22 protein-coding genes and 2 other annotated features are annotated in these 23,131 nt (G+C 39.3%); all 22 genes read right to left on the bottom strand.

Translation table 11 applies throughout. From position 1 onward, the window contains the following. Positions 1–98: 98 nt before the first annotated feature. Entirely contained in the window at positions 99–2,177 is a 2,079-nt protein-coding gene (fusA, locus tag A2J09_RS18120) for an elongation factor G (protein WP_012296073.1), read from the bottom strand. 80 nt (positions 2,178–2,257) lie between these two features. Next, positions 2,258–2,728, bottom strand: coding sequence for a 30S ribosomal protein S7 (gene rpsG / locus A2J09_RS18125; protein WP_025116448.1), 471 nt, complete (start codon positions 2,726–2,728; stop codon positions 2,258–2,260). Positions 2,729–2,875: 147 nt separating this feature from the next. Then, the gene (rpsL, locus tag A2J09_RS18130; RefSeq protein WP_010860613.1) at positions 2,876–3,295 is read right to left on the bottom strand and encodes a 30S ribosomal protein S12; all 420 of its coding nucleotides are present in this window, start codon (positions 3,293–3,295) and stop codon (positions 2,876–2,878) included. A gap of 98 nt (positions 3,296–3,393) precedes the next feature. Then, positions 3,394–3,642, bottom strand: a complete 249-nt coding sequence (locus A2J09_RS18135) for a ribosomal L7Ae/L30e/S12e/Gadd45 family protein (RefSeq protein WP_036162447.1) — start codon at positions 3,640–3,642, stop codon at positions 3,394–3,396. Between the two features lie 138 nt (positions 3,643–3,780). Next, on the bottom strand, positions 3,781–7,464 hold the full coding sequence (gene rpoC, locus A2J09_RS18140; protein ID WP_031416724.1) for a DNA-directed RNA polymerase subunit beta': 3,684 nt from the start codon (positions 7,462–7,464) through the stop codon (positions 3,781–3,783). Positions 7,465–7,666: 202 nt separating this feature from the next. After that, entirely contained in the window at positions 7,667–11,242 is a 3,576-nt protein-coding gene (gene rpoB, locus A2J09_RS18145; RefSeq protein WP_012296077.1) for a DNA-directed RNA polymerase subunit beta, read from the bottom strand. A gap of 242 nt (positions 11,243–11,484) precedes the next feature. Continuing rightward, positions 11,485–12,087, bottom strand: a complete 603-nt coding sequence (locus tag A2J09_RS18150; RefSeq protein WP_031416726.1) for a class I SAM-dependent methyltransferase — start codon at positions 12,085–12,087, stop codon at positions 11,485–11,487. A gap of 76 nt (positions 12,088–12,163) precedes the next feature. Then, positions 12,164–12,523, bottom strand: a complete 360-nt coding sequence (gene rplL, locus A2J09_RS18155) for a 50S ribosomal protein L7/L12 (RefSeq protein WP_012296079.1) — start codon at positions 12,521–12,523, stop codon at positions 12,164–12,166. A gap of 73 nt (positions 12,524–12,596) precedes the next feature. Further along, on the bottom strand, positions 12,597–13,097 hold the full coding sequence (gene rplJ / locus A2J09_RS18160; protein ID WP_012296080.1) for a 50S ribosomal protein L10: 501 nt from the start codon (positions 13,095–13,097) through the stop codon (positions 12,597–12,599). 32 nt (positions 13,098–13,129) lie between these two features. Continuing rightward, positions 13,130–13,275, bottom strand: a sequence feature (ribosomal protein L10 leader region). Positions 13,276–13,329: 54 nt separating this feature from the next. Continuing rightward, positions 13,330–14,028, bottom strand: coding sequence for a 50S ribosomal protein L1 (rplA, locus tag A2J09_RS18165; RefSeq protein WP_031416727.1), 699 nt, complete (start codon positions 14,026–14,028; stop codon positions 13,330–13,332). Between the two features lie 116 nt (positions 14,029–14,144). Beyond that, positions 14,145–14,570, bottom strand: coding sequence for a 50S ribosomal protein L11 (rplK, locus tag A2J09_RS18170; RefSeq protein ID WP_004233593.1), 426 nt, complete (start codon positions 14,568–14,570; stop codon positions 14,145–14,147). 230 nt (positions 14,571–14,800) lie between these two features. Continuing rightward, complete coding sequence (gene nusG, locus A2J09_RS18175; protein ID WP_031416728.1) at positions 14,801–15,334, bottom strand: transcription termination/antitermination protein NusG; 534 nt, start codon at positions 15,332–15,334, stop codon at positions 14,801–14,803. Between the two features lie 335 nt (positions 15,335–15,669). Further along, positions 15,670–15,855, bottom strand: coding sequence for a preprotein translocase subunit SecE (secE, locus tag A2J09_RS18180; RefSeq protein WP_025116455.1), 186 nt, complete (start codon positions 15,853–15,855; stop codon positions 15,670–15,672). A gap of 49 nt (positions 15,856–15,904) precedes the next feature. Further along, a complete protein-coding gene (gene rpmG / locus A2J09_RS23180; RefSeq protein WP_075807303.1) occupies positions 15,905–16,051 on the bottom strand; it encodes a 50S ribosomal protein L33 in 147 nt (48 codons plus the stop codon). Positions 16,052–16,127: 76 nt separating this feature from the next. Next, positions 16,128–16,775, bottom strand: a complete 648-nt coding sequence (gene sigH, locus A2J09_RS18185; RefSeq protein ID WP_031416729.1) for an RNA polymerase sporulation sigma factor SigH — start codon at positions 16,773–16,775, stop codon at positions 16,128–16,130. Positions 16,776–16,843: 68 nt separating this feature from the next. Next, a complete protein-coding gene (locus A2J09_RS18190; protein ID WP_012296085.1) occupies positions 16,844–17,356 on the bottom strand; it encodes an NYN domain-containing protein in 513 nt (170 codons plus the stop codon). Positions 17,357–17,358: 2 nt separating this feature from the next. After that, on the bottom strand, positions 17,359–18,111 hold the full coding sequence (gene rlmB / locus A2J09_RS18195; RefSeq protein ID WP_012296086.1) for a 23S rRNA (guanosine(2251)-2'-O)-methyltransferase RlmB: 753 nt from the start codon (positions 18,109–18,111) through the stop codon (positions 17,359–17,361). A gap of 5 nt (positions 18,112–18,116) precedes the next feature. Then, entirely contained in the window at positions 18,117–18,530 is a 414-nt protein-coding gene (locus A2J09_RS18200; RefSeq protein WP_012296087.1) for a Mini-ribonuclease 3, read from the bottom strand. A 5-nt stretch (positions 18,531–18,535) separates the two neighbouring features. Then, a complete protein-coding gene (cysS, locus tag A2J09_RS18205; RefSeq protein WP_012296088.1) occupies positions 18,536–19,936 on the bottom strand; it encodes a cysteine--tRNA ligase in 1,401 nt (466 codons plus the stop codon). Then, positions 19,933–20,583 (bottom strand): serine O-acetyltransferase EpsC, encoded by a 651-nt coding sequence (gene epsC / locus A2J09_RS18210; protein WP_036162451.1) that lies wholly within the window; start codon positions 20,581–20,583, stop codon positions 19,933–19,935. The genes cysS and epsC overlap by 4 nt, the downstream gene beginning before the upstream one ends. 189 nt (positions 20,584–20,772) lie before the next feature. Further along, positions 20,773–20,992: a binding site (T-box leader), on the bottom strand. 50 nt (positions 20,993–21,042) lie between these two features. Beyond that, on the bottom strand, positions 21,043–22,503 hold the full coding sequence (gene gltX / locus A2J09_RS18215) for a glutamate--tRNA ligase (RefSeq protein WP_012296090.1): 1,461 nt from the start codon (positions 22,501–22,503) through the stop codon (positions 21,043–21,045). An 89-nt stretch (positions 22,504–22,592) separates the two neighbouring features. Beyond that, positions 22,593–23,069, bottom strand: coding sequence for a 2-C-methyl-D-erythritol 2,4-cyclodiphosphate synthase (ispF, locus tag A2J09_RS18220; protein WP_008180601.1), 477 nt, complete (start codon positions 23,067–23,069; stop codon positions 22,593–22,595). Positions 23,070–23,131: the final 62 nt, after the last annotated feature.

Here is a 23,131-nt window from a genome sequence, read left to right on the forward strand (position 1 = left end):
AAATTTATAGAATGAATGCTGATAGAGAACGGGCCCATCCCCTATCCTGCAATCATAGCTTACAAATTAGTTATACTTTATGCAAGATGAAAATTCAATTATTCACCTTTATTTTTTTTGATGATTTCAGCAGCAATTGATTTTGGTACTTCTTCATAATGATCAAATGTCATTGAGAATACACCACGACCTTGCGTTGCAGAACGAAGAGTCGTTGCATAACCAAACATTTCTGCTAAAGGAACCATAGCACGAACAACTTGTGAGTTACCGCGAGCATCCATACCCTCAACGCGTCCGCGACGAGAAGTAATGTTACCCATGATATCACCAAGGTATTCTTCTGGAATTACAACTTCTACTTTCATCATTGGTTCTAAGATAACAGCATCACATTGTTTAGATGCTTCTTTAAGAGCCATAGATGCAGCGATTTTGAACGCCATCTCATTCGAGTCAACGTCATGGTAAGAACCGAATACTAATTTCGCTTTAATATCGATTAGAGGGTAACCAGCTACTACACCGCGGTCAAGAGAGTCACGAAGACCTGCTTCAACTGCAGGAATGTATTCACGAGGAATTACACCACCAACGATAGCGTTTTCGAATTCAAAGCCTTTACCTTCTTCATTTGGAGAGAACTCAATCGTTACGTCACCATATTGTCCACGACCACCAGATTGGCGAGTGAATTTACCTTGAACTTTTGCAGAGCTACGGAATGTTTCACGGTAAGATACCATTGGAGCACCTACGTTAGCTTCTACTTTAAATTCACGGCGCATACGGTCAACTAAGATATCAAGGTGAAGTTCACCCATACCTGAGATGATTGTTTGTCCAGTTTCTGTGTCAGTATGAGCACGGAAAGTTGGATCCTCTTCTTGAAGTTTTTGTAAAGCTTGACCCATTTTATCTTGGTCAGCTTTTGATTTTGGTTCTACAGAAAGAGAAATTACTGGCTCAGGGAATTCCATTGATTCAAGAATAACTAGGTTTTTCTCGTCACAAAGAGTATCACCAGTAGTAGTATCTTTAAGACCTACTGCTGCTGCGATGTCCCCAGCGAATACTTTAGAAATCTCTTCACGAGAGTTAGCGTGCATTTGTAGGATACGACCTACACGCTCACGTTTACCTTTAGAAGAGTTTTGTACGTATGAACCTGAATCTAATGTTCCAGAGTACACACGGAAGAACGTTAATTTACCTACGAACGGGTCAGTCATAACTTTGAATGCAAGAGCTGAGAATGGCTCATCATCAGAAGATTTACGTTCTAACTCTTCGTCACCATCAACAGAAGTACCTTTGATTGCTGGTACATCTACTGGAGATGGTAAGTAATCGATAACAGCATTTAACATTGGGCGTACACCTTTGTGTTTGAACGCTGTACCACAGATTACTGGGTAGAATTCTACTGCGATTGTAGCACGACGGATTGCCGCTTTAAGTTCCGCAACAGTAATTTCTTCGCCTTCTAAATATTTTTCCATGATATCTTCATCAACACTTGCAACAGCATCGATTAATTTTTCACGGTACTCTTCAGCTTGTGCGCGGTATTCTTCAGGAATTTCTCCCTCAGTTACTGCTGTACCTTTTTCGTCACCATAGAAAGTAGCTTTCATTTCAACCAAGTCAATGATTGCTGAGAACTGATCTTCAGCTCCGATTGGTAATTGAATAGGGTGAGCGTTTGCTTGTAAACGATCATGTAGAGTTCCTACAGAATATAAGAAGTCTGCTCCTGTTTTATCCATTTTATTAATGAATACAATACGTGGAACACCATAAGTTGTAGCTTGACGCCATACAGTTTCAGTTTGAGGCTCAACACCAGATTGAGCATCTAGTACTGTTACAGCACCGTCAAGTACGCGTAATGAACGTTCTACTTCTACAGTGAAGTCTACGTGTCCAGGAGTATCGATGATGTTTACACGATGGCCTGCCCATTGGGCTGTTGTTGCTGCAGAAGTGATTGTAATACCACGTTCTTGCTCTTGCTCCATCCAGTCCATTTGAGAAGCGCCTTCATGAGTTTCACCGATTTTGTGAATCTTACCAGTGTAATAAAGGATACGCTCAGTTGTTGTTGTTTTACCAGCATCAATGTGAGCCATGATCCCAATATTACGAGTATTCTCAAGTGAGAATTCGCGTTTCATAGGAAATTTCTCCTTCCATATTGGGGTAAAGACTGTATAAGAGACCTTGTGCTAGCCAATTTGCTAACACATAGGTTAAATTACCAGCGGTAGTGAGCGAATGCTTTGTTCGCTTCTGCCATTTTGTGCATATCTTCACGTTTCTTAACTGATGCACCAGTGTTGTTAGAAGCATCAAGAATTTCGTTAGCTAAACGTTCTTCCATAGTTTTTTCACCACGAAGACGAGCATAGTTAACTAGGTAACGAAGACCTAAAGTTGTACGACGTTCTGGACGTACTTCAACCGGTACTTGGTAGTTAGAACCACCAACACGGCGAGCGCGTACTTCAAGAACTGGCATTACGTTATTTAGAGCAGCTTCGAATACTTCAATTGGATTTTCACCAGAACGTTCTTTAACAATTTCGAACGCACCGTATAAAATCTTTTGAGAAGTACCTCTTTTACCATCAACCATCATTTTATTGATTAAACGAGTTACTAGTTTTGAACTATAAATTGGATCTGGTAACACGTCACGTTTGGAAACAGGACCTTTACGAGGCATGTGTTTTCCTCCTTTCGAATAAATATCGATTATTTTATAAGTTGGCCTTTTATATTCGTCCATCAAATATCAAATCTGCTAGCAAGATTCGATATTTGTGACATTTAGTATAAGGCTCAGTTTTAAATAACGTTATTGAACGTTAAATTATTTTTTTTCTTTAGGGCGTTTTGTTCCGTATTTAGAACGTGATTGTAAACGACCGTTTACACCAGCTGTATCAAGAGCACCACGTACGATATGGTAACGAACACCCGCTAAGTCTTTTACGCGTCCGCCACGGATAAGAACAACGCTGTGCTCTTGTAAGTTGTGGCCTTCACCTGGGATATAAGCTGTAACCTCAATTTGGTTAGTTAAACGTACACGAGCGTATTTACGTAACGCTGAGTTTGGTTTACGAGGTGTCATTGTACCAACACGAGTACAAACACCGCGTTTTTGAGGAGACTTAACATCAGTTAAAGATTTTTTAAATGAGTTATATCCTTTGTTTAACGCTGGTGATTTTGATTTCGTGATTTTAGATTGACGAGGCTTACGTACTAATTGGTTAATTGTAGGCATCGGTATTTCCTCCCTTCATTTATTCCTTGTTAATACCACACATCCAGGTGGTTCATTTTTTGGGTAAAAACAAAGTCTTTGTGCTTAACACACAAAAACTACTCTACAGTAATCGCAACTACCGCAGCTCCAACATGGATTCCACAGGCCTTGCCCAGTTCCTTTTTGGACTCAACAAGAATAACTGGTATACCGATTTCTCTCGCGAAAGATATGGCCAAATCGGTTACCCAATTGTCTGCATCAAGTGCCACAAGGAGTTCTTTCACTGAACCGGCTCGCATTGCTTTTACTGCTTGCTTTGTACCTATGATTGTTTGACTAGCCTTTACTTTATCATAAGACATTTTCATATCCTCCGAAGTACAGACAGTTAACTATCAACCTTCAATATATTATCATTACCATTTTATACTGTCAACTAATATCTTTAAAAAGTCCGAAGAGACGGTGGAATTCCATCTCTTCGGCGCTATTTTTACTATCTATTCAGCAGAAACGACTTCTGTGTCAAGCTCATCTTTTTCGATGCGGATTTGACGGTAACGTTGCATACCAGTACCTGCAGGAACAAGTTTACCGATAATTACGTTCTCTTTTAATCCAAGAAGCTCGTCACGTTTACCCTTAATTGCTGCATCTGTTAACACACGTGTTGTTTCTTGGAATGATGCTGCAGATAAGAATGATTCTGTTTCAAGAGAAGCTTTTGTAATACCTAGGATTACAGGACGACAAGTTGCAGGGTTTTTGCCATCCATAACAGCATCTGCGTTTGCCTCTGCGAACTGGTGGATATCTAGTAATGAACCTGGTAATAAATCTGTATCTCCAGCTTCAATTACACGTACTTTACGAAGCATTTGGCGAACCATTACCTCGATATGTTTATCTCCAATTTCTACCCCTTGCATACGGTATACTTTTTGAACTTCTTTTAATAAATATTCTTGAACAGTTGAAACGTCTTTGACTTTTAATAATTGTTTTGGATCGATAGAACCTTCTGTTAAAACTTGACCACGCTCCACATTATCACCTTCGATAACTTTAAGACGTGCATTATAAGGCGCTTGGTACTTACGAGTTTCTACGTCACCTTGAATCGTAATTTCTTTTAAGCCTTCACGGATTTCTGTGATATCTGAAACAGTACCTGCGATCTCTGAAATAACAGATTGACCTTTTGGATTACGTGCTTCAAAGATCTCCTGGATACGTGGAAGACCTTGTGTAATATCGTCCCCGGCAACCCCACCTGTATGGAATGTACGCATTGTTAACTGTGTACCTGGTTCACCGATTGATTGAGCGGCAATAATACCAACTGCCTCTCCAACCTCAACCTTTTCACCTGTTGCTAAGTTCATGCCGTAACATTTTTTACATACGCCATGTTTTGTATTACATGTAAATGCTGAACGGATAGTCACTTCTTCGATACCAGCTTCGATAATTGCACGAGCCACATCTTGATCGATTAAACCGTCTTTATTTAGAATCACTTCACCAGTTTCAGGATGTACGATTGTTTTCTTCGTATGACGACCAACAATACGCTCATCTAGAGCCTCGATTAGCTCTGTGCCTTCCATTAATGCACCAATTGTTAAACCACGGTCAGTACCACAGTCATCTTCGCGCACAATAACATCCTGTGCAACGTCAACAAGACGACGAGTTAAGTAACCTGAATCGGCAGTTTTTAGGGCTGTATCGGCAAGACCTTTACGAGCACCGTGAGTTGAGATGAAGTACTCTAATACTGTTAAACCTTCACGGAATGAAGATTTAATTGGTAGTTCGATGATACGACCAGCCGGGTTGGCCATCAGACCACGCATACCTGCTAACTGTGTAAAGTTAGATGCGTTACCACGGGCACCTGAGTCAGACATCATGAAGATTGGGTTTGTTTTCTCAAGAGACTTCATCAGCTTGGCTTGGATTTCATCTTTCGCAGCACTCCAGCTTGAGATAACACGGTCATAACGTTCATCCTCTGTGATGAAACCACGGCGGAATTGCGCTTGAACTTTATCAACCTTTTCTTGAGCTACTGCTAAAATTTCACCTTTGTCAGGTAATACCACGATATCAGATACACCAACAGTAATACCGGCACGAGTTGAATATTTGAATCCTAGGTTTTTCATGCGGTCAAGCATTTTAGATGTTTCAGTAATGTGGAAACGTTTAAATACTTCAGCAATGATATTTCCTAAGAACTTTTTACGGAATGGATTTACAACTGGTACAGATTCAAAATGCTTGCGCAATACAGCTGTACGTTGTGCATCAATTTTCCCTTTTTCATCAAGGCTATTATAAGCACTATCTGATTCAAGCTCTTTTAGTGTTTCTTCGTCAATTGTTAAATTCACAAAGTATTTTTCTGGTGTTACTTGCTCTAAGTTAAAATCAGTCGGCTCATTGATATAAGGGAATGATTCAGGCAAGATTTCGTTAAAGATCACTTTACCAACAGTCGTTAATAGGAACATGTTATTTTGTTCCTCTGTGAAGGTTGGATTATTTAACGAACCAGCTTTAATAGCAATACGTGTATGCAAATGCACATGACCTGTATCATATGCGATTAATACTTCGTTTGGACCGTAGAAAATAGTACCTTCTCCACGTGCACTTTCACGTTCAAGCGTTAAGTAGTAGTTTCCTAATACCATATCTTGTGAAGGTGTTACAACAGGTTTACCGTCTTTAGGGTTCAGAATGTTTTGCGCAGCAAGCATTAGAAGACGAGCCTCAGCTTGAGCTTCTGCAGACAATGGTACGTGAACGGCCATTTGGTCACCATCGAAGTCAGCGTTATATGCTGTACATACTAATGGGTGAAGACGAATAGCACGACCTTCTACTAGTGTTGGTTCAAATGCTTGAATACCAAGACGGTGTAGCGTTGGTGCACGGTTTAGTAATACTGGATGCTCACGAATAACATCTTCTAGTACGTCCCAAACGTCGTTGTTTAAACGTTCGATTTTACGCTTAGCAGATTTAATATTATGAGCTAGGCCACGTTCTACTAATTCCTTCATAACGAAAGGCTTGAATAACTCAATAGCCATTTCTTTAGGTAGACCACATTGGTACATTTTTAAGTTTGGACCTACTACGATAACGGAACGACCGGAATAGTCAACACGTTTACCAAGTAGATTTTGACGGAAACGACCTTGTTTACCTTTCAACATATGTGAAAGTGATTTTAGTGGACGGTTACCAGGACCTGTTACAGGGCGTCCGCGACGACCATTATCAATTAATGCGTCAACAGCTTCTTGTAACATACGTTTTTCGTTTTGTACGATGATGCTTGGAGCACCTAAATCTAATAAACGTTTTAATCGGTTATTACGGTTGATAACACGACGGTATAGATCGTTTAAATCTGAAGTTGCAAAACGTCCACCATCTAATTGCACCATTGGGCGAAGCTCGGGTGGAATTACAGGTAGTACATCTAAAATCATCCATTCAGGTGAGTTACCTGAGTTACGGAATGATTCAACAACTTCTAAACGTTTGATAGCACGCGTACGTCTTTGACCTTGTGCAGATTTTAACTCCTCTTTTAAAGAATGAGTTTCATCTTCTAGGTCAATTTTGCCTAATAATTTTTTAATTGCTTCTGCACCCATTGAAGCTTCGAATGTATTTCCGAACTTTTCACGGTATGCGCGGTACTCTTTTTCAGAAAGTAATTGTTTGCTTTCTAAATTTGTAGCACCAGCATCAATCACAACGTATGAAGCGAAATAAATCACTTCTTCAAGTGCACGCGGTGACATATCTAAAATTAGACCCATACGGCTAGGAATACCTTTGAAGTACCAGATATGAGAAACTGGTGCAGCTAATTCTATATGACCCATACGTTCACGACGAACTTTAGCACGCGTTACTTCAACACCACAGCGGTCACAAACTACGCCTTTATAGCGGACACGTTTATACTTACCACAATGACATTCCCAATCCTTAGTTGGCCCAAAAATACGTTCACAGAATAAACCATCTTTTTCTGGTTTTAACGTACGGTAGTTAATTGTTTCAGGTTTTTTAACCTCACCATATGACCAAGAGCGAATCTTGTCAGGGGATGCTAAACCGATTTTCATATATTCAAATTCATTAACGTCTATCAAGGAGCCTACCTCCCTCTAGTATAGGTCTTTATAAAGACTCTTTTACGCAGCTCGATAATCGTTTGCAAAGAATTTCCTCTTTGACAAAGGATTAGAAATAGAATGATTTATTAAAAGAAAAAGCCAGGCAGGGCGTTAAATCCTGCCCGGCTAATTTGAAAATAAGTTTGACCTTCTTCACCATTGTGAATTTTGGTTTCCATTATTCAAAAGACTCTACTGGCTCTTCTTCAGTATCTGGCTGTGGTGCGATGTTAAGTGCATCAGCTGGTTGAAGATCTTCTTCTTCGTCTAAATCACGAAGCTCTACTTCTTCATCATTAACTGTTAACATCTTAACGTCCATACCAAGAGATTGAAGTTCTTTAATCAATACTTTGAATGATTCAGGAACCCCTGGCTCTGGTACACTTTCACCCTTAACGATGGCTTCATACGTTTTCACACGACCAACAACGTCATCGGATTTAACTGTTAAGATTTCTTGAAGTGTATAAGCGGCACCATATGCTTCAAGTGCCCATACTTCCATCTCACCAAAACGTTGTCCACCAAATTGCGCTTTACCACCAAGTGGTTGCTGCGTAACAAGTGAGTAAGGACCCGTTGAACGCGCGTGAAGTTTATCGTCAACCATGTGAGCAAGTTTGATCATATACATGATACCAACAGATACACGGTTATCAAATGGTTCACCAGAACGGCCATCATACAGGATAGTTTTACCGTCACGGTTCATCCCTGCTTCTTCCATTGTTTCCCAAACATCTTCTTCATTCGCACCATCAAATACTGGTGTTGCCATGTGGACGCCTAGGTAGCGAGAAGCCATACCTAAGTGTAATTCTAAAACTTGTCCGATATTCATACGAGAAGGTACACCAAGTGGATTTAACATGATATCAACAGGCGTGCCATCTGGCATGAACGGCATATCTTCTTCTGGCAAGATACGAGAGATAACCCCTTTGTTACCATGACGTCCGGCCATTTTGTCCCCAACGCGAATTTTACGTTTTTGAACAATGTAAGCACGAACTAATTGGTTAACACCTGGTGGTAATTCATCGCCATCTTCACGGTTAAATACTTTAACATCCAGAATGATACCGCCAGCACCATGAGGGACACGTAATGATGTATCACGAACCTCACGAGCTTTTTCACCGAAAATAGCATGTAATAAACGCTCTTCAGCAGTTAATTCTGTAACTCCTTTAGGCGTTACTTTCCCTACAAGAATATCACCGTCACGTACTTCCGCACCAATACGGATAATACCACGTTCGTCTAGGTTACGAAGTGCATCTTCCCCGACATTCGGAATATCACGAGTGATTTCTTCAGGTCCAAGTTTTGTATCACGAGACTCTGATTCATATTCTTCAATATGAACAGATGTATAAACATCGTCTTTTACAAGGCGCTCACTCATAATAACAGCATCCTCATAGTTAAAGCCGTTCCAAGTCATGAATGCAACAAGTACGTTACGTCCAAGAGCTAATTCGCCTTTTTCCATTGATGGACCATCTGCTAAAATATCGCGAGGCTTCACACGTTCACCTACTTTTACAAGCGGACGTTGGTTATATGAAGTACCTTGGTTTGAACGAATGAATTTTTGTAATTTATATTTTGTTAAATCGCCTTTAACCTCTTTGCCGTCAACAACTTCAATGCGGCGAACATGGATAGAGCGAGCTTCAACATGCTCAACAATACCATCATACTTCGCTACTACAGCTGCACCTGAATCACGTGCATCCACGTGTTCCATACCCGTACCAACGAATGGTGCCTCTGGGTTAAGAAGTGGAACTGCTTGACGTTGCATGTTTGCACCCATAAGTGCACGGTTAGAGTCATCGTTTTCTAAGAATGGGATACACGCAGTCGCTGCAGAAACTACTTGTTTAGGAGATACGTCCATGTAGTCCATTTGAGCTTTATTAAATACTGTGTTATCTCCGCGGAAACGACCTACTACTTCGTCATTTGCAAAGCTACCATCTGGATTTAATGGTGAGTTTGCTTGTGCTACGTAGTAGTTATCTTCTTCATCAGCTGTTAGATAATCAATTTGATCCGTTACTTGACCTGTTTCATGGTCAATACGACGGTAAGGCGTTTCGATGAAACCAAATTTATTTACTTTAGCGAAAGAAGATAATGAGTTGATTAAACCAATGTTTGGCCCCTCTGGTGTCTCGATTGGACACATACGACCATAGTGAGAGTAGTGAACGTCACGTACTTCGAAACCAGCACGCTCACGTGTTAAACCACCAGGCCCTAATGCAGATAATCGGCGTTTATGCGTTAACTCTGCTAACGGGTTTGTTTGGTCCATGAATTGTGATAATTGAGAGCTTCCGAAGAACTCTTTAATTGACGCAATGACTGGACGAATATTAATTAATTGTTGTGGTACGATAGCCGCTGTGTCGTTAATAGACATACGTTCACGTACTACACGTTCCATACGAGATAATCCAATACGGAACTGGTTTTGTAGTAACTCACCTACAGAACGTAGACGACGGTTACCTAAATGGTCAATATCATCTGTTGCACCTACTTGATAAAGCAAGTTGAAGAAATAGCTTACTGAAGACAATACGTCAGCAGGAGTGATATTTTTTACTTCTTCATCAATATAGGCATTACTAATGATATTAATTTCTTTTTGTGCTTCATCTTTCGGTGCATAAATTTTAATAGATTGGATTGTTACATCGTCCTCAAGTACTCCACCAACTTGTGATAAAGTACGGAAACCAATACCCTTCGAAGAATCTTCTAGGTAAGGTAGGATTTTATCTAAAGTACGGCGATCAAGCACTGTACCTTTCTCTACTAAAATTTCGCCTGTTTCTGGGTCTACAAGCGTTTCAGCAATCGTTTGGTTGAATAAACGATTTTTAATATGAAGCTTTTTATTCATTTTGTAGCGTCCAACATTCGCTAAATCATAGCGTTTTGCGTCAAAGAAACGAGAGTATAATAAACTTTTCGCACTTTCAACTGTTGGTGGTTCACCTGGACGTAAACGCTCGTAGATTTCTAAAAGTGCTTTTTCAGTGCTTTCAGAGTTATCTTTTTCTAACGTATTACGTAAATACTCGTTATCACCGATAATATCGATAATTTCTTGGTCTGAGCCAAAACCTAATGCACGAAGTAATACGGTTACTGGTAGTTTACGAGTACGATCGATACGTACATATACCACATCTTTTGCATCCGTTTCATACTCTAACCAAGCACCACGGTTTGGAATCACTGTAGCTCCAAAACCTTTTTTACCGTTCTTATCCGTTTTATCATGGAAATACACACTTGGTGAACGAACTAATTGTGAAACGATAACACGTTCAGCACCATTGATAATGAATGTACCCGTTTCTGTCATTAATGGGAAATCACCCATGAAGACATCCTGTTCTTTCACTTCGTCTGTTTCTTTGTTGTAAAGACGTACTTTCACACGTAATGGAGCTGCGTAAGTAACATCTCGCTCTTTACACTCATCAACATCATATTTAGGATCACCTAATGAATAATCGATGAATTCTAATGAAAGATTGCCTGTAAAGTCCTCGATCGGCGAAATGTCACGGAACATTTCACGTAAACCTTCTTCAAGGAACCACTCGTAAGACGCCGTTTGAATCTCAATCAGATTTGGAAGCTCAAGCACCTCTTTAATACGCGCAAAGCTTCTACGCTGGCGGTGTTGTCCGTACTGAACTAGTTGACCTGTCAACTCATTCACCCCTCAATAAAGCGATATTAGGTCTTTGCAAAATCATACAAATAGTGTATGATTTCGAAAGACAAAAAGAAAACGAGTCTTCAAAAAGATCTCATTTTCGGTTAACTAAACTTATCTTGGCAAGTATACCCATATTAAAACAATTCTATACAAAAAGGGCATACGACCTCAAAATAATATTTTTGCATTGTATCATATTATCATAGCCGATTTGTCAAGTCAATAAATTATACATATTTCATTTATTTTTTTGCTCGTATTATCCAGTATCCTTTTTTCTTCTCGACAACATCGACTTCGGAAAATTTACCCTCTAGGTAACTTACTGTCGATGGCGCTCCTTGTTTCTTCTGAATTACTACCCAAAGCTCTCCAGATGACACTAGTCTATCATAAGCTCCATCGTAAAAGCGGAAAATCGTTTCCTTCCCTGCACGAATTGGCGGATTCGTTAAGATAGCTGCTGCTTCTATATCTTTATCAACCATCGATAGGCCGTCACTCACAAATATTCGTACATTTTGAACACCGTTCACTTGCGCATTTTTTTGCGAAAGCGCAACTGCACGTTCATTTATATCCATCATACAAACGGTACGGTCTGGATTCGCTTTGGCGATGGATAATCCTATCGGCCCATATCCACACCCTATATCAAAAATTGCACCATCAATATTAGGCATTTGAAAAGCGTCTATTAAAACACGGGATCCAAAATCTACTTCGCTTTTACTAAATACACCTGCATCCGTTTCAAATGAAAACGAATGCCCTAGTAATTGAAATGTCCAATGACGAGGTTTACTCTCAGTTTGAGGATTACTTGTATAATAGTGATCTGACATTTTCACGCCTCCTCAGAATGAAGAAAAAAGCTCGCCAATATGACGAGCTTTCCTTTTGTTTAAAAGTAACGCGAGATTACTTAACTTCTACAGATGCGCCAACTTCTTCAAGTTTAGTTTTGATTTCTTCAGCTTCATCTTTAGAAACGCCTTCTTTAAGAGCTTTAGGAGCGTTATCTACTACTTCTTTAGCTTCTTTAAGACCTAAACCAGTGATTTCGCGAACCACTTTGATTACTTTAATTTTTTCTGCACCAGCAGATGCTAATACTACGTCGAATTCTGTTTTCTCTTCAGCTGCAGCAGCACCACCAGCAACTACTGCTACAGGAGCAGCAGCTGTTACACCGAATTCTTCTTCGATAGCTTTTACTAAATCGTTTAATTCAAGAACTGTCATAGCTTTGATAGCTTCTAAGATTTGCTCTTTGTTCATTATAATTTCCTCCTAATTGGATAATGTTTTATTTTTTTGCGGTCAAGCCGCGGAAGTTTTTGGACGTATTAAATTACGCGCCTTGTTCTTCTTTTTGATCTGCAACAGCTTTTGTTGCAAGTGCGAAGTTACGCACTGGAGCTTGAAGTACAGATAAAAGCATAGAAAGTAGACCTTCGCGTGATGGAAGTTCTGCAAGTGCTTTAACATCTTCAACAGAAGAGATTGTACCTTCGATAATACCTGCTTTAATTTCTAAAGCTTCGTTTTTCTTAGCGAACTCGTTGATGATTTTAGCAGGCGCTACAACATCTTCATTTGAGAACGCAATTGCGTTAGGACCAACTAATACGTCGTTGATTCCTTCAAGACCAGCAGCTTCAGCAGCACGACGAGTTAAAGTGTTTTTGTATACTTTGAACTCAACGCCAGCTTCACGAAGTTGTTTACGAAGCTCTGTTACTTGTGCAACATTAAGACCACGGTAATCCACTACTACTACAGAAGAAGCGTTTTGGAATTTCTCAGTAATCTCTTGAACTTGTACTTGTTTGTTTTCGATTGCTTTGCTCATGATGACACCTCCTATTAGAATGGGTCATTTATACCGACAAAAGAAAAGCCCCTACGTCAAATAGACACAGAGGCTGAAAGTCATCATCTTTAAATAAGAATCTGAATTCCGATGTCCTCGGTAGGAACATTAAGTGACATGTCACTCCTACTGTCTACGGTACAAATGGATAATTCACAACAGCAATGATTATATCATGTAATCATTGCTGTTGTCAATATATATATTTAAATTATTTTACTACTACGTTAGCAGCGTCAATTTTAACAGCTGGACCCATTGTAGTTGTAATATTTACAGATTTCATGTAAGTACCTTTAGCTGCAGCAGGTTTCGCTTTTTGAACTACATCAAATACAGCTAAGAAGTTTTCTACTAATTTTTCTGCAGAGAAAGAAACTTTACCGATAGGAGCGTGGATGATACCAGCTTTATCAGCACGGTATTCTACTTTACCAGCTTTGATTTCTTCGATAGCTTTTGTTACATCGAAAGTAACTGTACCAGTTTTAGGGTTTGGCATTAAGCCTTTAGGTCCTAATACACGACCAAGTTTACCAACTTCACCCATCATGTCAGGAGTTGCTACGATTACATCGAAATCAAACCAACCTTGTTGGATTTTTTGGATGTACTCTGCATCACCTACATAATCAGCACCAGCTGCTTCTGCTTCTTTAAGTTTTTCACCTTTCGCGAATACTAATACGCGTTGAGTTTTACCAGTACCGTTTGGTAGTACTACTGCACCACGGATTTGTTGGTCGTTTTTACGAGTATCAATACCTAAGCGGAAAGCAACTTCTACAGTAGCGTCGAAGTTTACTGTGCTAGTTTTTTGAGCAAGTTCGATTGCTTCTTGTGCACTGTATAGTGAGTTACGATCAATTAATTTAGCTGCATCTTGCAGTTTTTTACCTTTTTTAGCCATTATATATTTCCTCCTTGATTGTGGTTATAACGGATTTTACCTCCCACGAATAAAGGTTGCGTGTTCACAAAGAAACTTCGCAACCTTCCAAAAAACAAAACATCAAGTAACTGGGATTAGTCTTCGATAACAATACCCATGCTTCGTGCAGTACCTTCTACCATTAACATAGCAGCTTCTACTGAAGCAGCGTTAAGGTCTGGCATTTTAGTTTCAGCGATTTCGCGAACTTTATCACGTTTAACCGTTGCCACTTTTTTACGATTTGGTTCACCAGATCCAGATTGGATACCAGCTGCTACTTTAAGTAGAACTGCTGCAGGTGGAGTTTTTGTAATGAAAGTGAAAGAACGATCCTCGAATACTGAAATTTCAACTGGAATAATAAGACCAGCTTGATCAGCAGTACGCGCGTTGAATTCTTTACAGAATCCCATGATGTTCACACCTGCTTGACCTAATGCAGGACCAACCGGTGGAGCTGGATTAGCTTTACCAGCAGGGATTTGAAGTTTTACAACTTTAATAACTTTTTTAGCCACGAGACACACCTCCTTAAGTCCGTGATGTGGTAATTGGGTTGCCCCTCCCACTCAATATCTGTCTGTCAGCTAAGTGCCGATAACATTAAAATTATCATTACAGACGTCAAACAAAAGTATGACAGTCTGACCTATGAAATGATACCACTTTTAATTTTTTTAAGCAAGTAGTAATTAACAAAATCTGCGAAACGTCTACCAATTGGCATGTCACAGTTCTAGAAATTGTACTATAATTTTTGAATTTGTTCGAAGTCTAGCTCCATAATTGTTTCGCGACCAAACATATCAACTGACACTTTTATTTTTCCTTTTTCTGTGTCAATTTCTTCAACACGTCCTTGGAAATGAGCGAACGGCCCTTCTAATACTTCAACTGCCTCACCAATAGAGATGTCCACTTCAACAATCTTATCAGTCATACCCATTTGTTGTAATAGACGATCCGCTTCTTCAGGTAGTAAAGGTGTTGGTTTTGCTCCTCCACCAGAGGACCCGATAAAGCCTGTTACACCCGGCGTATTACGCACTACATACCAAGAATCATCTGTCATAATAAGCTCTACTAATACATAACCTGGGAAAACTTTACGCATCATCGTACGCTTTTTCCCATCCTTCATTTCTGTTTCCTCATGCTCAGGAACAATCACTCGGAAGATTTTATCTTGCATTCCCATTGTTTCTACACGTTTTTCTAGGTTTGCTTTTACTCGGTTCTCATACCCTGAATACGTATGAACAACATACCAATTTTTCTCCATAACTACTAGGACTCCTCGTCCGTCCCTCCCTTACAAATAAAAGTGAAAATGAATCGCGATATGCTAGATGCAATCCTTACCCTTTTCACAAACATCTCATATAAACATAGCCTTTTCCTATAAAGAAAGCCTGAAGATATGTATCGAAACTAGCATAGTCATCTATCGCTACTATCATACTTATCATAATGAGATTAACTTACTGCCATTCACTTCATCCATATCACTTGCACATAAAGATAGAATTACCTGCTGAATGAAGATAAAACAAACGAAAAAACCCGTTATTGCAATGGACGGGCTATTTCATAAGTATTAACATGCTATTTACTAAATTATAAATCTAAGTACCAGCGGAATAATGATGAAATACCTAAGTCAACTAACACAAAAAATAAAGCCATAACGACAACAGTTGAAATTACAACGACTGTATATTTAGTCAGCTCTTTACTTTTCGGCCAGCTTGTTTTGCGCATTTCTGACATTACATCACTGAAAAAGCCTTTGATCTTGCCCATTCTAGCTTAACCTCCGAATCAATCAAAATCTGTCTATTTACATATCATTTTATAACGTTTGTTTATGCACTGTATGTTCATTGCAATGCGAGCAAAATTTCTTTAATTCGAGGCGTACAGTGGAGCCTTCTTTAGCCGGGAACGTGTAATTTCTCGATCCACATTTCTCGCAATTTAGCACGACTTTTTTTGCCATACACTCACCTTTTTCGGCACTTTATCTTTTTAAGACTAACACCTATATTTGTCAATGTCAATAAAGCCTATGACCTCTAAGACATTTCCTCAAGGACTAAATGTCGCTCTAATTTGCGCTTCACCCGCTGCAAAGCATTATCAATGGATTTCACATGACGATTTAATTTTGCAGAAATTTCATGATATGATCGGCCATCTAGATATAGAGCTAAAACCTGTAACTCTAGTTCACTTAAAATCTCACTCATCTTTTCTTCTAAATATCCAAATTCTTCTCTATGAATTATTAATTCTTCTGGATCATCCATGATAGCGCCTGTTAAAACATCCATTAGCGTTCGGTCTGATTCTTCATCAAAAATGGGCTTGTCCAAAGAAACATAGGAGTTGAGAGGTATATGCTTTTGCCTAGTAGCCGTTTTAATAGCGGTAATAATTTGCCTTGTAATACATAGCTCAGCAAATGCCCGGAAAGAAGCAAGCTTATCCCCTTTAAAATCACGAATCGCTTTATACAAACCAATCATGCCCTCTTGCACAATATCTTCCTTATCAGCACCAATTAAGAAATAGGATCTTGCCTTCGCCCTAACTAACAAACGGTATTTCGTAATTAAATAATCCAACGCATCTGTATTACCTTGATGCACCATTTCAATAAGCTCTTCATCATTGAATCGTTCAAAATCTTGTGTCACTTGTACAATGCTATTTTTAAACATGGTATCACCTCAGCCACAACAGATAATTAGGAACAGTATAACGGAAATGGAAAATATGCGTCAATCAATCATTTCAATCCACGTCTCCATTTTTCGAATGCTATCGCCACATCCGGCTTTAATTCTATACGTGAAGGTGGTCTACTTTCATGTTTCCTTTTTACAGCATGAGATATTTTATGCTGGATAATGCTTGTATCTATTTCTAGTTCTCTCGCTGATTTTCTCAAAGCTCCATTACCAAAGATCACACTTTGCTCTGCCATATCGGAAGTTGCTACGTGTATTTGTACATTTCTAGCCTTAAGTTCATGCGTCATTTTTTCAATACGTTCATCTGCTGTTTCATTTTTCCGAGTATAAATGACTTCAACATCACTTTCTAAATAAGATTGCTCTACGCCTGGTACTAGATGTGCGTCAAAAACAATAATTACGCGCCACCCCATAGCTGCTTTATATTCAGCCATAAGTTCTATCAACCTTTTGCGAGCATCCTCAAAATTTGTATCCCGCAATGGTCGAAGCTCTTTCCAGGACCCAATCATATTATAGCCATCAACTAGCAAAATGTTTTTCATTGTTACTCATTCGCTTCTTGACGCTTACGATACACTTCGTACATTAATAATGCTGCTGCCACTGAAGCATTCAGTGATGTCACATGCCCTACCATCGGTAAATGATACAAGAAGTCACATTTCTCTTTTAATAAGCGACCCATTCCCTTACCCTCACTACCGATAATGATAGCCAATGGTAATGTTGCATCCATTTTCCGATAGTCTACAGAGCCCTTCGCGTCTGTACCAGCAATCCATATACCTCGTTCTTTTAGTTCATCCACTGTTTGAGCCAGATTGTTTACACGTACTACAGGGACATGTTCAATAGCGCCTGTTGAAGACTTCGCCACGACAGCTGTTAAACTTACTGAACGGCGCTTTGGAATAATAATACCATGCGCTCCTATTGCATCAGCTGTTCTCATAATAGAACCTAGGTTATGTGGATCTTCAAGCTCGTCTAAGATTAAGAAAAAGGGATCTTCTTGTTTTTTTGCGGCTGCAGCAAATAAATCCTCCAGTTCAGCATACTTATATGCTGCAACAGAAGCAACAATACCTTGATGATTTGCACTTGATAATTGGTCGACCTTCTTTTTCGGAACAAACTGAACGATCACTCCACGTTCTCGAGCTAGATCTAGCAGTTCATTGACACCCGATTTTTTTACCCCCTCTGCAATCCATACTTTATTCATATCGCGTCCTGAACGAAGTGCTTCTAACACTGGGTTTTTACCGGCAATAATTTCTCCATTTTGTTCTGTCATTCTTTCTACACTCCTTTCGATTCCTCGATTATTTGAATAGCATATGCAATGATTTCATACACGCGTTCAAGTTCATTTAATAAATATAAACTACCAAGTACCGCCTCAAAGCCAGAGCTATTTCGATAAGTTTGGACATCTGTATTCTTTGGTACAGAGCCGGACTTGGCATTACGTCCACGACGGAACACTGCCAACTCCTCCTCTGTTAAATAATTCTCATCCATCATACGATGAACAATCATAGATTGTGCCTTTGCCGAAACGTAACGCGTTGCCTCTCGATGAAGTGTATTCGGTTTAACTCGACCTGAACGAAGCAAGTGTTCTCGTATCTTTTGCTCCAATACGGCGTCACCCATATAGGCTAACGCCAACGCATTTAATTGCTTAACATCTTCATTGCGAAGTTTATCCAACTTAATTACCCTCGTTTCCATCTAGTTCCTTGTCGCGTATCTTCTAAAATGATACCTTGGGCTTGCAAATGGTCACGAATCTCATCAGAACGAGCAAAATCACGATTCTTACGTGCCTCTACACGCTCTTGTAGTAGTGCTTCAATTTCTTCGTCTAATAATTCTTCTTCTTTTGCAAATTCGATACCTAAGACGTCACCTAGTACTTCAAAAGTTTCAATAAATGTTTCTAACACTTTTTTGCAAGTATTCGTTTCATTTAAATAAATATTAGCAATACGAGCTAACTCAAATAATACCGAAATCCCGTTAGCTGTATTAAAATCATCATCCATGGCCTCTTCAAACTGTGCCTTTTGCTCAGTAATTTTATTCAGCCACTCATCTGAGTGATCGCCTAAGCTTACAGTAGTCGTAAGACGATGCTTCACATTGTTGTAGGCTGTACGAATGCGCTCTAAGCCAGCTGAAGCTGCCTCTACTAAATCCTTCGCAAAATTAATTGGATGACGATAATGAACAGATAGCATAAAGAAGCGAAGCACCTGTGGATCAATTTGTTTACGAATATCATTCACCAAAATAAAATTCCCAAGAGATTTAGACATCTTTTCATTATCAATATTAATATAACCATTATGCATCCAATAACGTGCAAATGTTTTATCATTGTGAGCTTCTGACTGTGCAATTTCATTTTCGTGGTGTGGGAAAGTTAAATCCTGCCCACCAGCGTGAATATCAATAGTATCTCCTAAATGCTCACGAGCCATTACTGAACATTCAATATGCCAACCAGGACGACCATTGCCCCAAGGACTTTCCCAGAAAATTTCACCTGGCTTCGCTGCTTTCCATAAAGCAAAATCTAATGCATCATCTTTTTTCTCACCAGCTTCTATACGTGCACCAATTTTTAAATCATCTACGGATTGATGTGATAATTTACCATAGCCATTAAACTTGCGCGTGCGGTAATACACATCACCTGCTGACTCATAAGCATAGCCTTTTTCAATTAAAACTTGGATAAATTGAATAATATCAGCCATATGCTCTGTTACACGTGGATGAACATCGGCTTTTTTGCACCCTAATGCAGTAACATCTTCAAAGTACGCAGCTATAAAGCGCTCTGTTAACTCATGAACTTCTTCACCAAGCTCATTGGCAGCCTTAATAATTTTATCGTCTACATCCGTAAAATTGGAAACAAACTTTACATCATAGCCTTTATATTGGAAATAGCGACGGACTGTGTCGTAAACTATAACAGGACGTGAATTCCCGATATGGATATAGTTATAAACGGTAGGCCCGCAGACATACATTTTTACTTTGCCTTCTTCTAGCGGAACAAAGGTTTCTTTTTGTCTTGATAATGAGTTGAAAATTTGAATACTCATTGTGTCTCTCTCTCCTTTTGTAAGCGTTCAATTTCCTGTCTTAATATAACAATTTGCTTCTCAAAAGCTTGACAACGTTCTTCTACAGGATCAGGAATATTTTGATGATCTAGTTTTTTCTCTAGACGAACTCCATCTTTAATTACTATTTTACCAGGTATACCGACCACAGTGGCATTTGGAGGCACCTCTTTTAAAACAACTGACCCCGCACCAATTTTACTATTCTCGCCAATTGTAATAGAACCTAAAACTTTAGCGCCTGTTGCTACAAGGACATTATCCTCTAATGTAGGGTGTCGTTTTCCTTTTTCTTTCCCTGTACCACCTAGAGTTACCCCCTGGTACAAAGTCACATTATCACCGATTTCACATGTTTCACCAATCACAACACCCATACCATGGTCTATAAAAAAGCGGCGGCCGATTTTCGCACCAGGATGAATTTCAATACCAGTAAAAAAGCGGCTTATTTGTGAAATGGCACGAGCCATAAAATAAAAGCGTTTTTTAAAGAACCAATGAGCCACTCGATGAGCCCATGTGGCATGCAAACCGGAATATGTTAATACCACTTCCAATACACTTCGCGCAGCTGGATCATTCTCAAAAATTGTTTCCACATCTTCTTTCATCCTTTTAAACACAAAAAACTCCCCCTTTTTATGTTGTTCTTGCTCAAATTCCTAGAAACCCTTTACACAGAACCGACACTGTCGTCAACTTTCTTTAGAATTCTCTGCCTAAGATGATGTGGTATGTTTGTTTGAATGCCTCCCTCTTCATCAAAGAATGAAGATAAAATAAAAAACGCCCCTATCATCCCAAAAAGGAATGACAGAGACGCTTAAATTTGCGTGGTTCCACTCTGATTGAAGGCAAAAAGCCTCCCACTCTGGTCGTTCTTTAACGAGAACGAATCGATAAAGCCTACTATAGTTCAGCTTTATGCTCAAAGGTGCATTTCAGTTTTGCCTAGACTCAGACCACTTTCAGCCGGTGATGGTCCTCTCTTTAGAGCGTGCGCCACTTACTTCTCCTTATCAACGCTTTTTCAATGTAAATACATTTTACAACGCAAGAATCAATTGTCAATGGATTTCTATTTATTGCGCAAATTTTTCTACACGATCAATTGCTTTCTCTTTGCCAATTAAGCAGATAGCATTGGGAAGCTCCGGTCCATGTGTTTCACCCGTTGTGACAACACGGATTGGCATAAATAAATTTTTACCTTTATGACCTGTTGCCTTTTGCACAGCTTTAATAGCTGCTTTTACCGCATCTGGCGTAAATTCTTCTAATTCTTCGAGCTGTGCTTTGAATGCAGCCATTACCTCTGGTACTTGCTCTCCTGCTAAAACAGCTTTGGCTTCTTCATCATATTCAATATGGTCTTTAAAGAATAGGCTAGATAATTCAACAATCTCTGCACCAAAGCTCATTTGGTCATGGTAAAGCCCAATTAAATCTGTTGCCCATGCATGTTGCACTGCTGAAAGTTCATCTGGTAAAAGTCCAGCTTTTTGTAAATGTGGTAATGATAAAGCTACTACTTCTTCTAAAGATAGTTTTTTAATATATTGATTATTCATCCATGTCAACTTTTGTTTATCGAACATAGATGGTGATTTAGAAAGACGTTTTTCATCAAAGATCTTGATAAATTCTTCTTTAGAGAAAATTTCCTCTTCCCCTTCTGGAGACCAGCCAAGTAAAGCAAAGAAGTTGAACATTGCTTCAGGAAGATACCCTAAATCCTTATATTGAGTGACAAATTGAATAATGGACTCATCACGTTTTGATAGCTTTTTACGGTTCTCATTAATAATTAACGTCATATGACCGAAGCGCGGATACTCCCAACCAAATGCATCAAAGATCATCATTTGTTTTGGCGTATTAGATAAATGCTCTTCACCACGGAAAACGTGAGAAATCTCCATGAAGTGATCATCTAGAACTACAGCATAGTTATACGTTGGAATACCGTTTGCTTTTACAATTACCCAGTCGCCAATGTCTTTAGATTCAAATGTAACTTGTCCACGAACTAAATCTTCAAAATCATATGTTACATTTTCTGGTACACGCATACGAATTGTGTATGGCTCACCCGCTGCTTCTTTAGCTGCAACTTCCTCAGCTGAGAGATGACGGCATGTACCATCATAAGTAGGAGCTGCTACACCTCTTGCTTTTTGTTCCTCACGAGATGCTTCCAGTTTTTCTGAAGAACAGAAGCATTTGTAGGCTGCACCTTGCGCTAATAGTTTTTCAGCGTGCTCTTTATAAATATCAAGACGCTCCATTTGACGATAAGGCGCATAAGGTCCACCAATATCAATGGACTCATCATATTCAATACCTAACCATTTTAGGTTATCTAACTGAGATGCTTCTCCACCCTCTACATTACGTTCAATATCCGTATCTTCAATACGTACAATGAATTTACCGTTATGATGTTTTGCATATAAATAATTGAATAATGCTGTACGCGCCCCACCGATATGTAAAAAACCTGTTGGAGATGGCGCGTAACGAACGCGAACTTCTTTCGTCATATTAAAAGCCTCCTAAATTTTCGATCAAAAATTGACTTTGTTCATTTTACCACTCTGTAACTGGAAATAAAAGCAGAGTTCACTCACATTTATTTCTTCATCAAAAGAATTGTTGCCATCGCTGCTATACCTTCTTCACGTCCAGTAAAACCTAGACGTTCAGTTGTTGTCGCTTTGACATTTACCTGTGACGGCTCAGCATGTAACAATTCTGCAATACGATTTTGCATTTGCTCAATATATGGTGCCATTTTTGGTCGTTGAGCCATAATTGTACAATCGACATTACCTAGAATATATCCTTTATCCTCAACAATTTTCCAAATGTATTCTAATAATTTTGCTGAATCTGCGTCTTTAAAAGCTGGATCTGTGTCTGGAAAATGACGTCCAATATCTCCTTCTCCAATTGCTCCTAGCGCTGCATCTGTAACTGTGTGTAATAATACATCTGCATCTGAGTGTCCAACTAACCCTTTTTCATGTGGAATAGTAATACCACCGATAATTAACGGACGCCCTTCTTCAAATGCATGTACATCAAAACCTTGTCCAATTCGAAACATATGATAGAGAGACTACGTTAGCCATACATATGGATAATTCTCCTAGTTTGCCTAAAATGCAG

This window comes from Lysinibacillus sphaericus, assembly GCF_001629735.1.
Taxonomy (GTDB): Bacteria; Bacillota; Bacilli; order Bacillales_A; family Planococcaceae; genus Lysinibacillus; species Lysinibacillus pinottii.

Coding starts and splice junctions, on each gene's coding strand:
- fusA (WP_012296073.1), bottom strand. CDS start 2,177: ATGAAACGCGAATTCTCACTTGAGAATACTCGTAATATTGGGATCATG.
- rpsG (WP_025116448.1), bottom strand. CDS start 2,728: ATGCCTCGTAAAGGTCCTGTTTCCAAACGTGACGTGTTACCAGATCCA.
- rpsL (WP_010860613.1), bottom strand. CDS start 3,295: ATGCCTACAATTAACCAATTAGTACGTAAGCCTCGTCAATCTAAAATC.
- A2J09_RS18135 (WP_036162447.1), bottom strand. CDS start 3,642: ATGTCTTATGATAAAGTAAAGGCTAGTCAAACAATCATAGGTACAAAG.
- A2J09_RS18150 (WP_031416726.1), bottom strand. CDS start 12,087: ATGTCAGATCACTATTATACAAGTAATCCTCAAACTGAGAGTAAACCT.
- rplL (WP_012296079.1), bottom strand. CDS start 12,523: ATGAACAAAGAGCAAATCTTAGAAGCTATCAAAGCTATGACAGTTCTT.
- rplJ (WP_012296080.1), bottom strand. CDS start 13,097: ATGAGCAAAGCAATCGAAAACAAACAAGTACAAGTTCAAGAGATTACT.
- rplA (WP_031416727.1), bottom strand. CDS start 14,028: ATGGCTAAAAAAGGTAAAAAACTGCAAGATGCAGCTAAATTAATTGAT.
- nusG (WP_031416728.1), bottom strand. CDS start 15,334: ATGGAGAAAAATTGGTATGTTGTTCATACGTATTCAGGGTATGAGAAC.
- secE (WP_025116455.1), bottom strand. CDS start 15,855: ATGGGCAAGATCAAAGGCTTTTTCAGTGATGTAATGTCAGAAATGCGC.
- rpmG (WP_075807303.1), bottom strand. CDS start 16,051: ATGGCAAAAAAAGTCGTGCTAAATTGCGAGAAATGTGGATCGAGAAAT.
- sigH (WP_031416729.1), bottom strand. CDS start 16,775: ATGTTTAAAAATAGCATTGTACAAGTGACACAAGATTTTGAACGATTC.
- A2J09_RS18190 (WP_012296085.1), bottom strand. CDS start 17,356: ATGAAAAACATTTTGCTAGTTGATGGCTATAATATGATTGGGTCCTGG.
- rlmB (WP_012296086.1), bottom strand. CDS start 18,111: ATGACAGAACAAAATGGAGAAATTATTGCCGGTAAAAACCCAGTGTTA.
- cysS (WP_012296088.1), bottom strand. CDS start 19,936: ATGAGTATTCAAATTTTCAACTCATTATCAAGACAAAAAGAAACCTTT.
- gltX (WP_012296090.1), bottom strand. CDS start 22,503: ATGACGAAAGAAGTTCGCGTTCGTTACGCGCCATCTCCAACAGGTTTT.
- ispF (WP_008180601.1), bottom strand. CDS start 23,069: ATGTTTCGAATTGGACAAGGTTTTGATGTACATGCATTTGAAGAAGGG.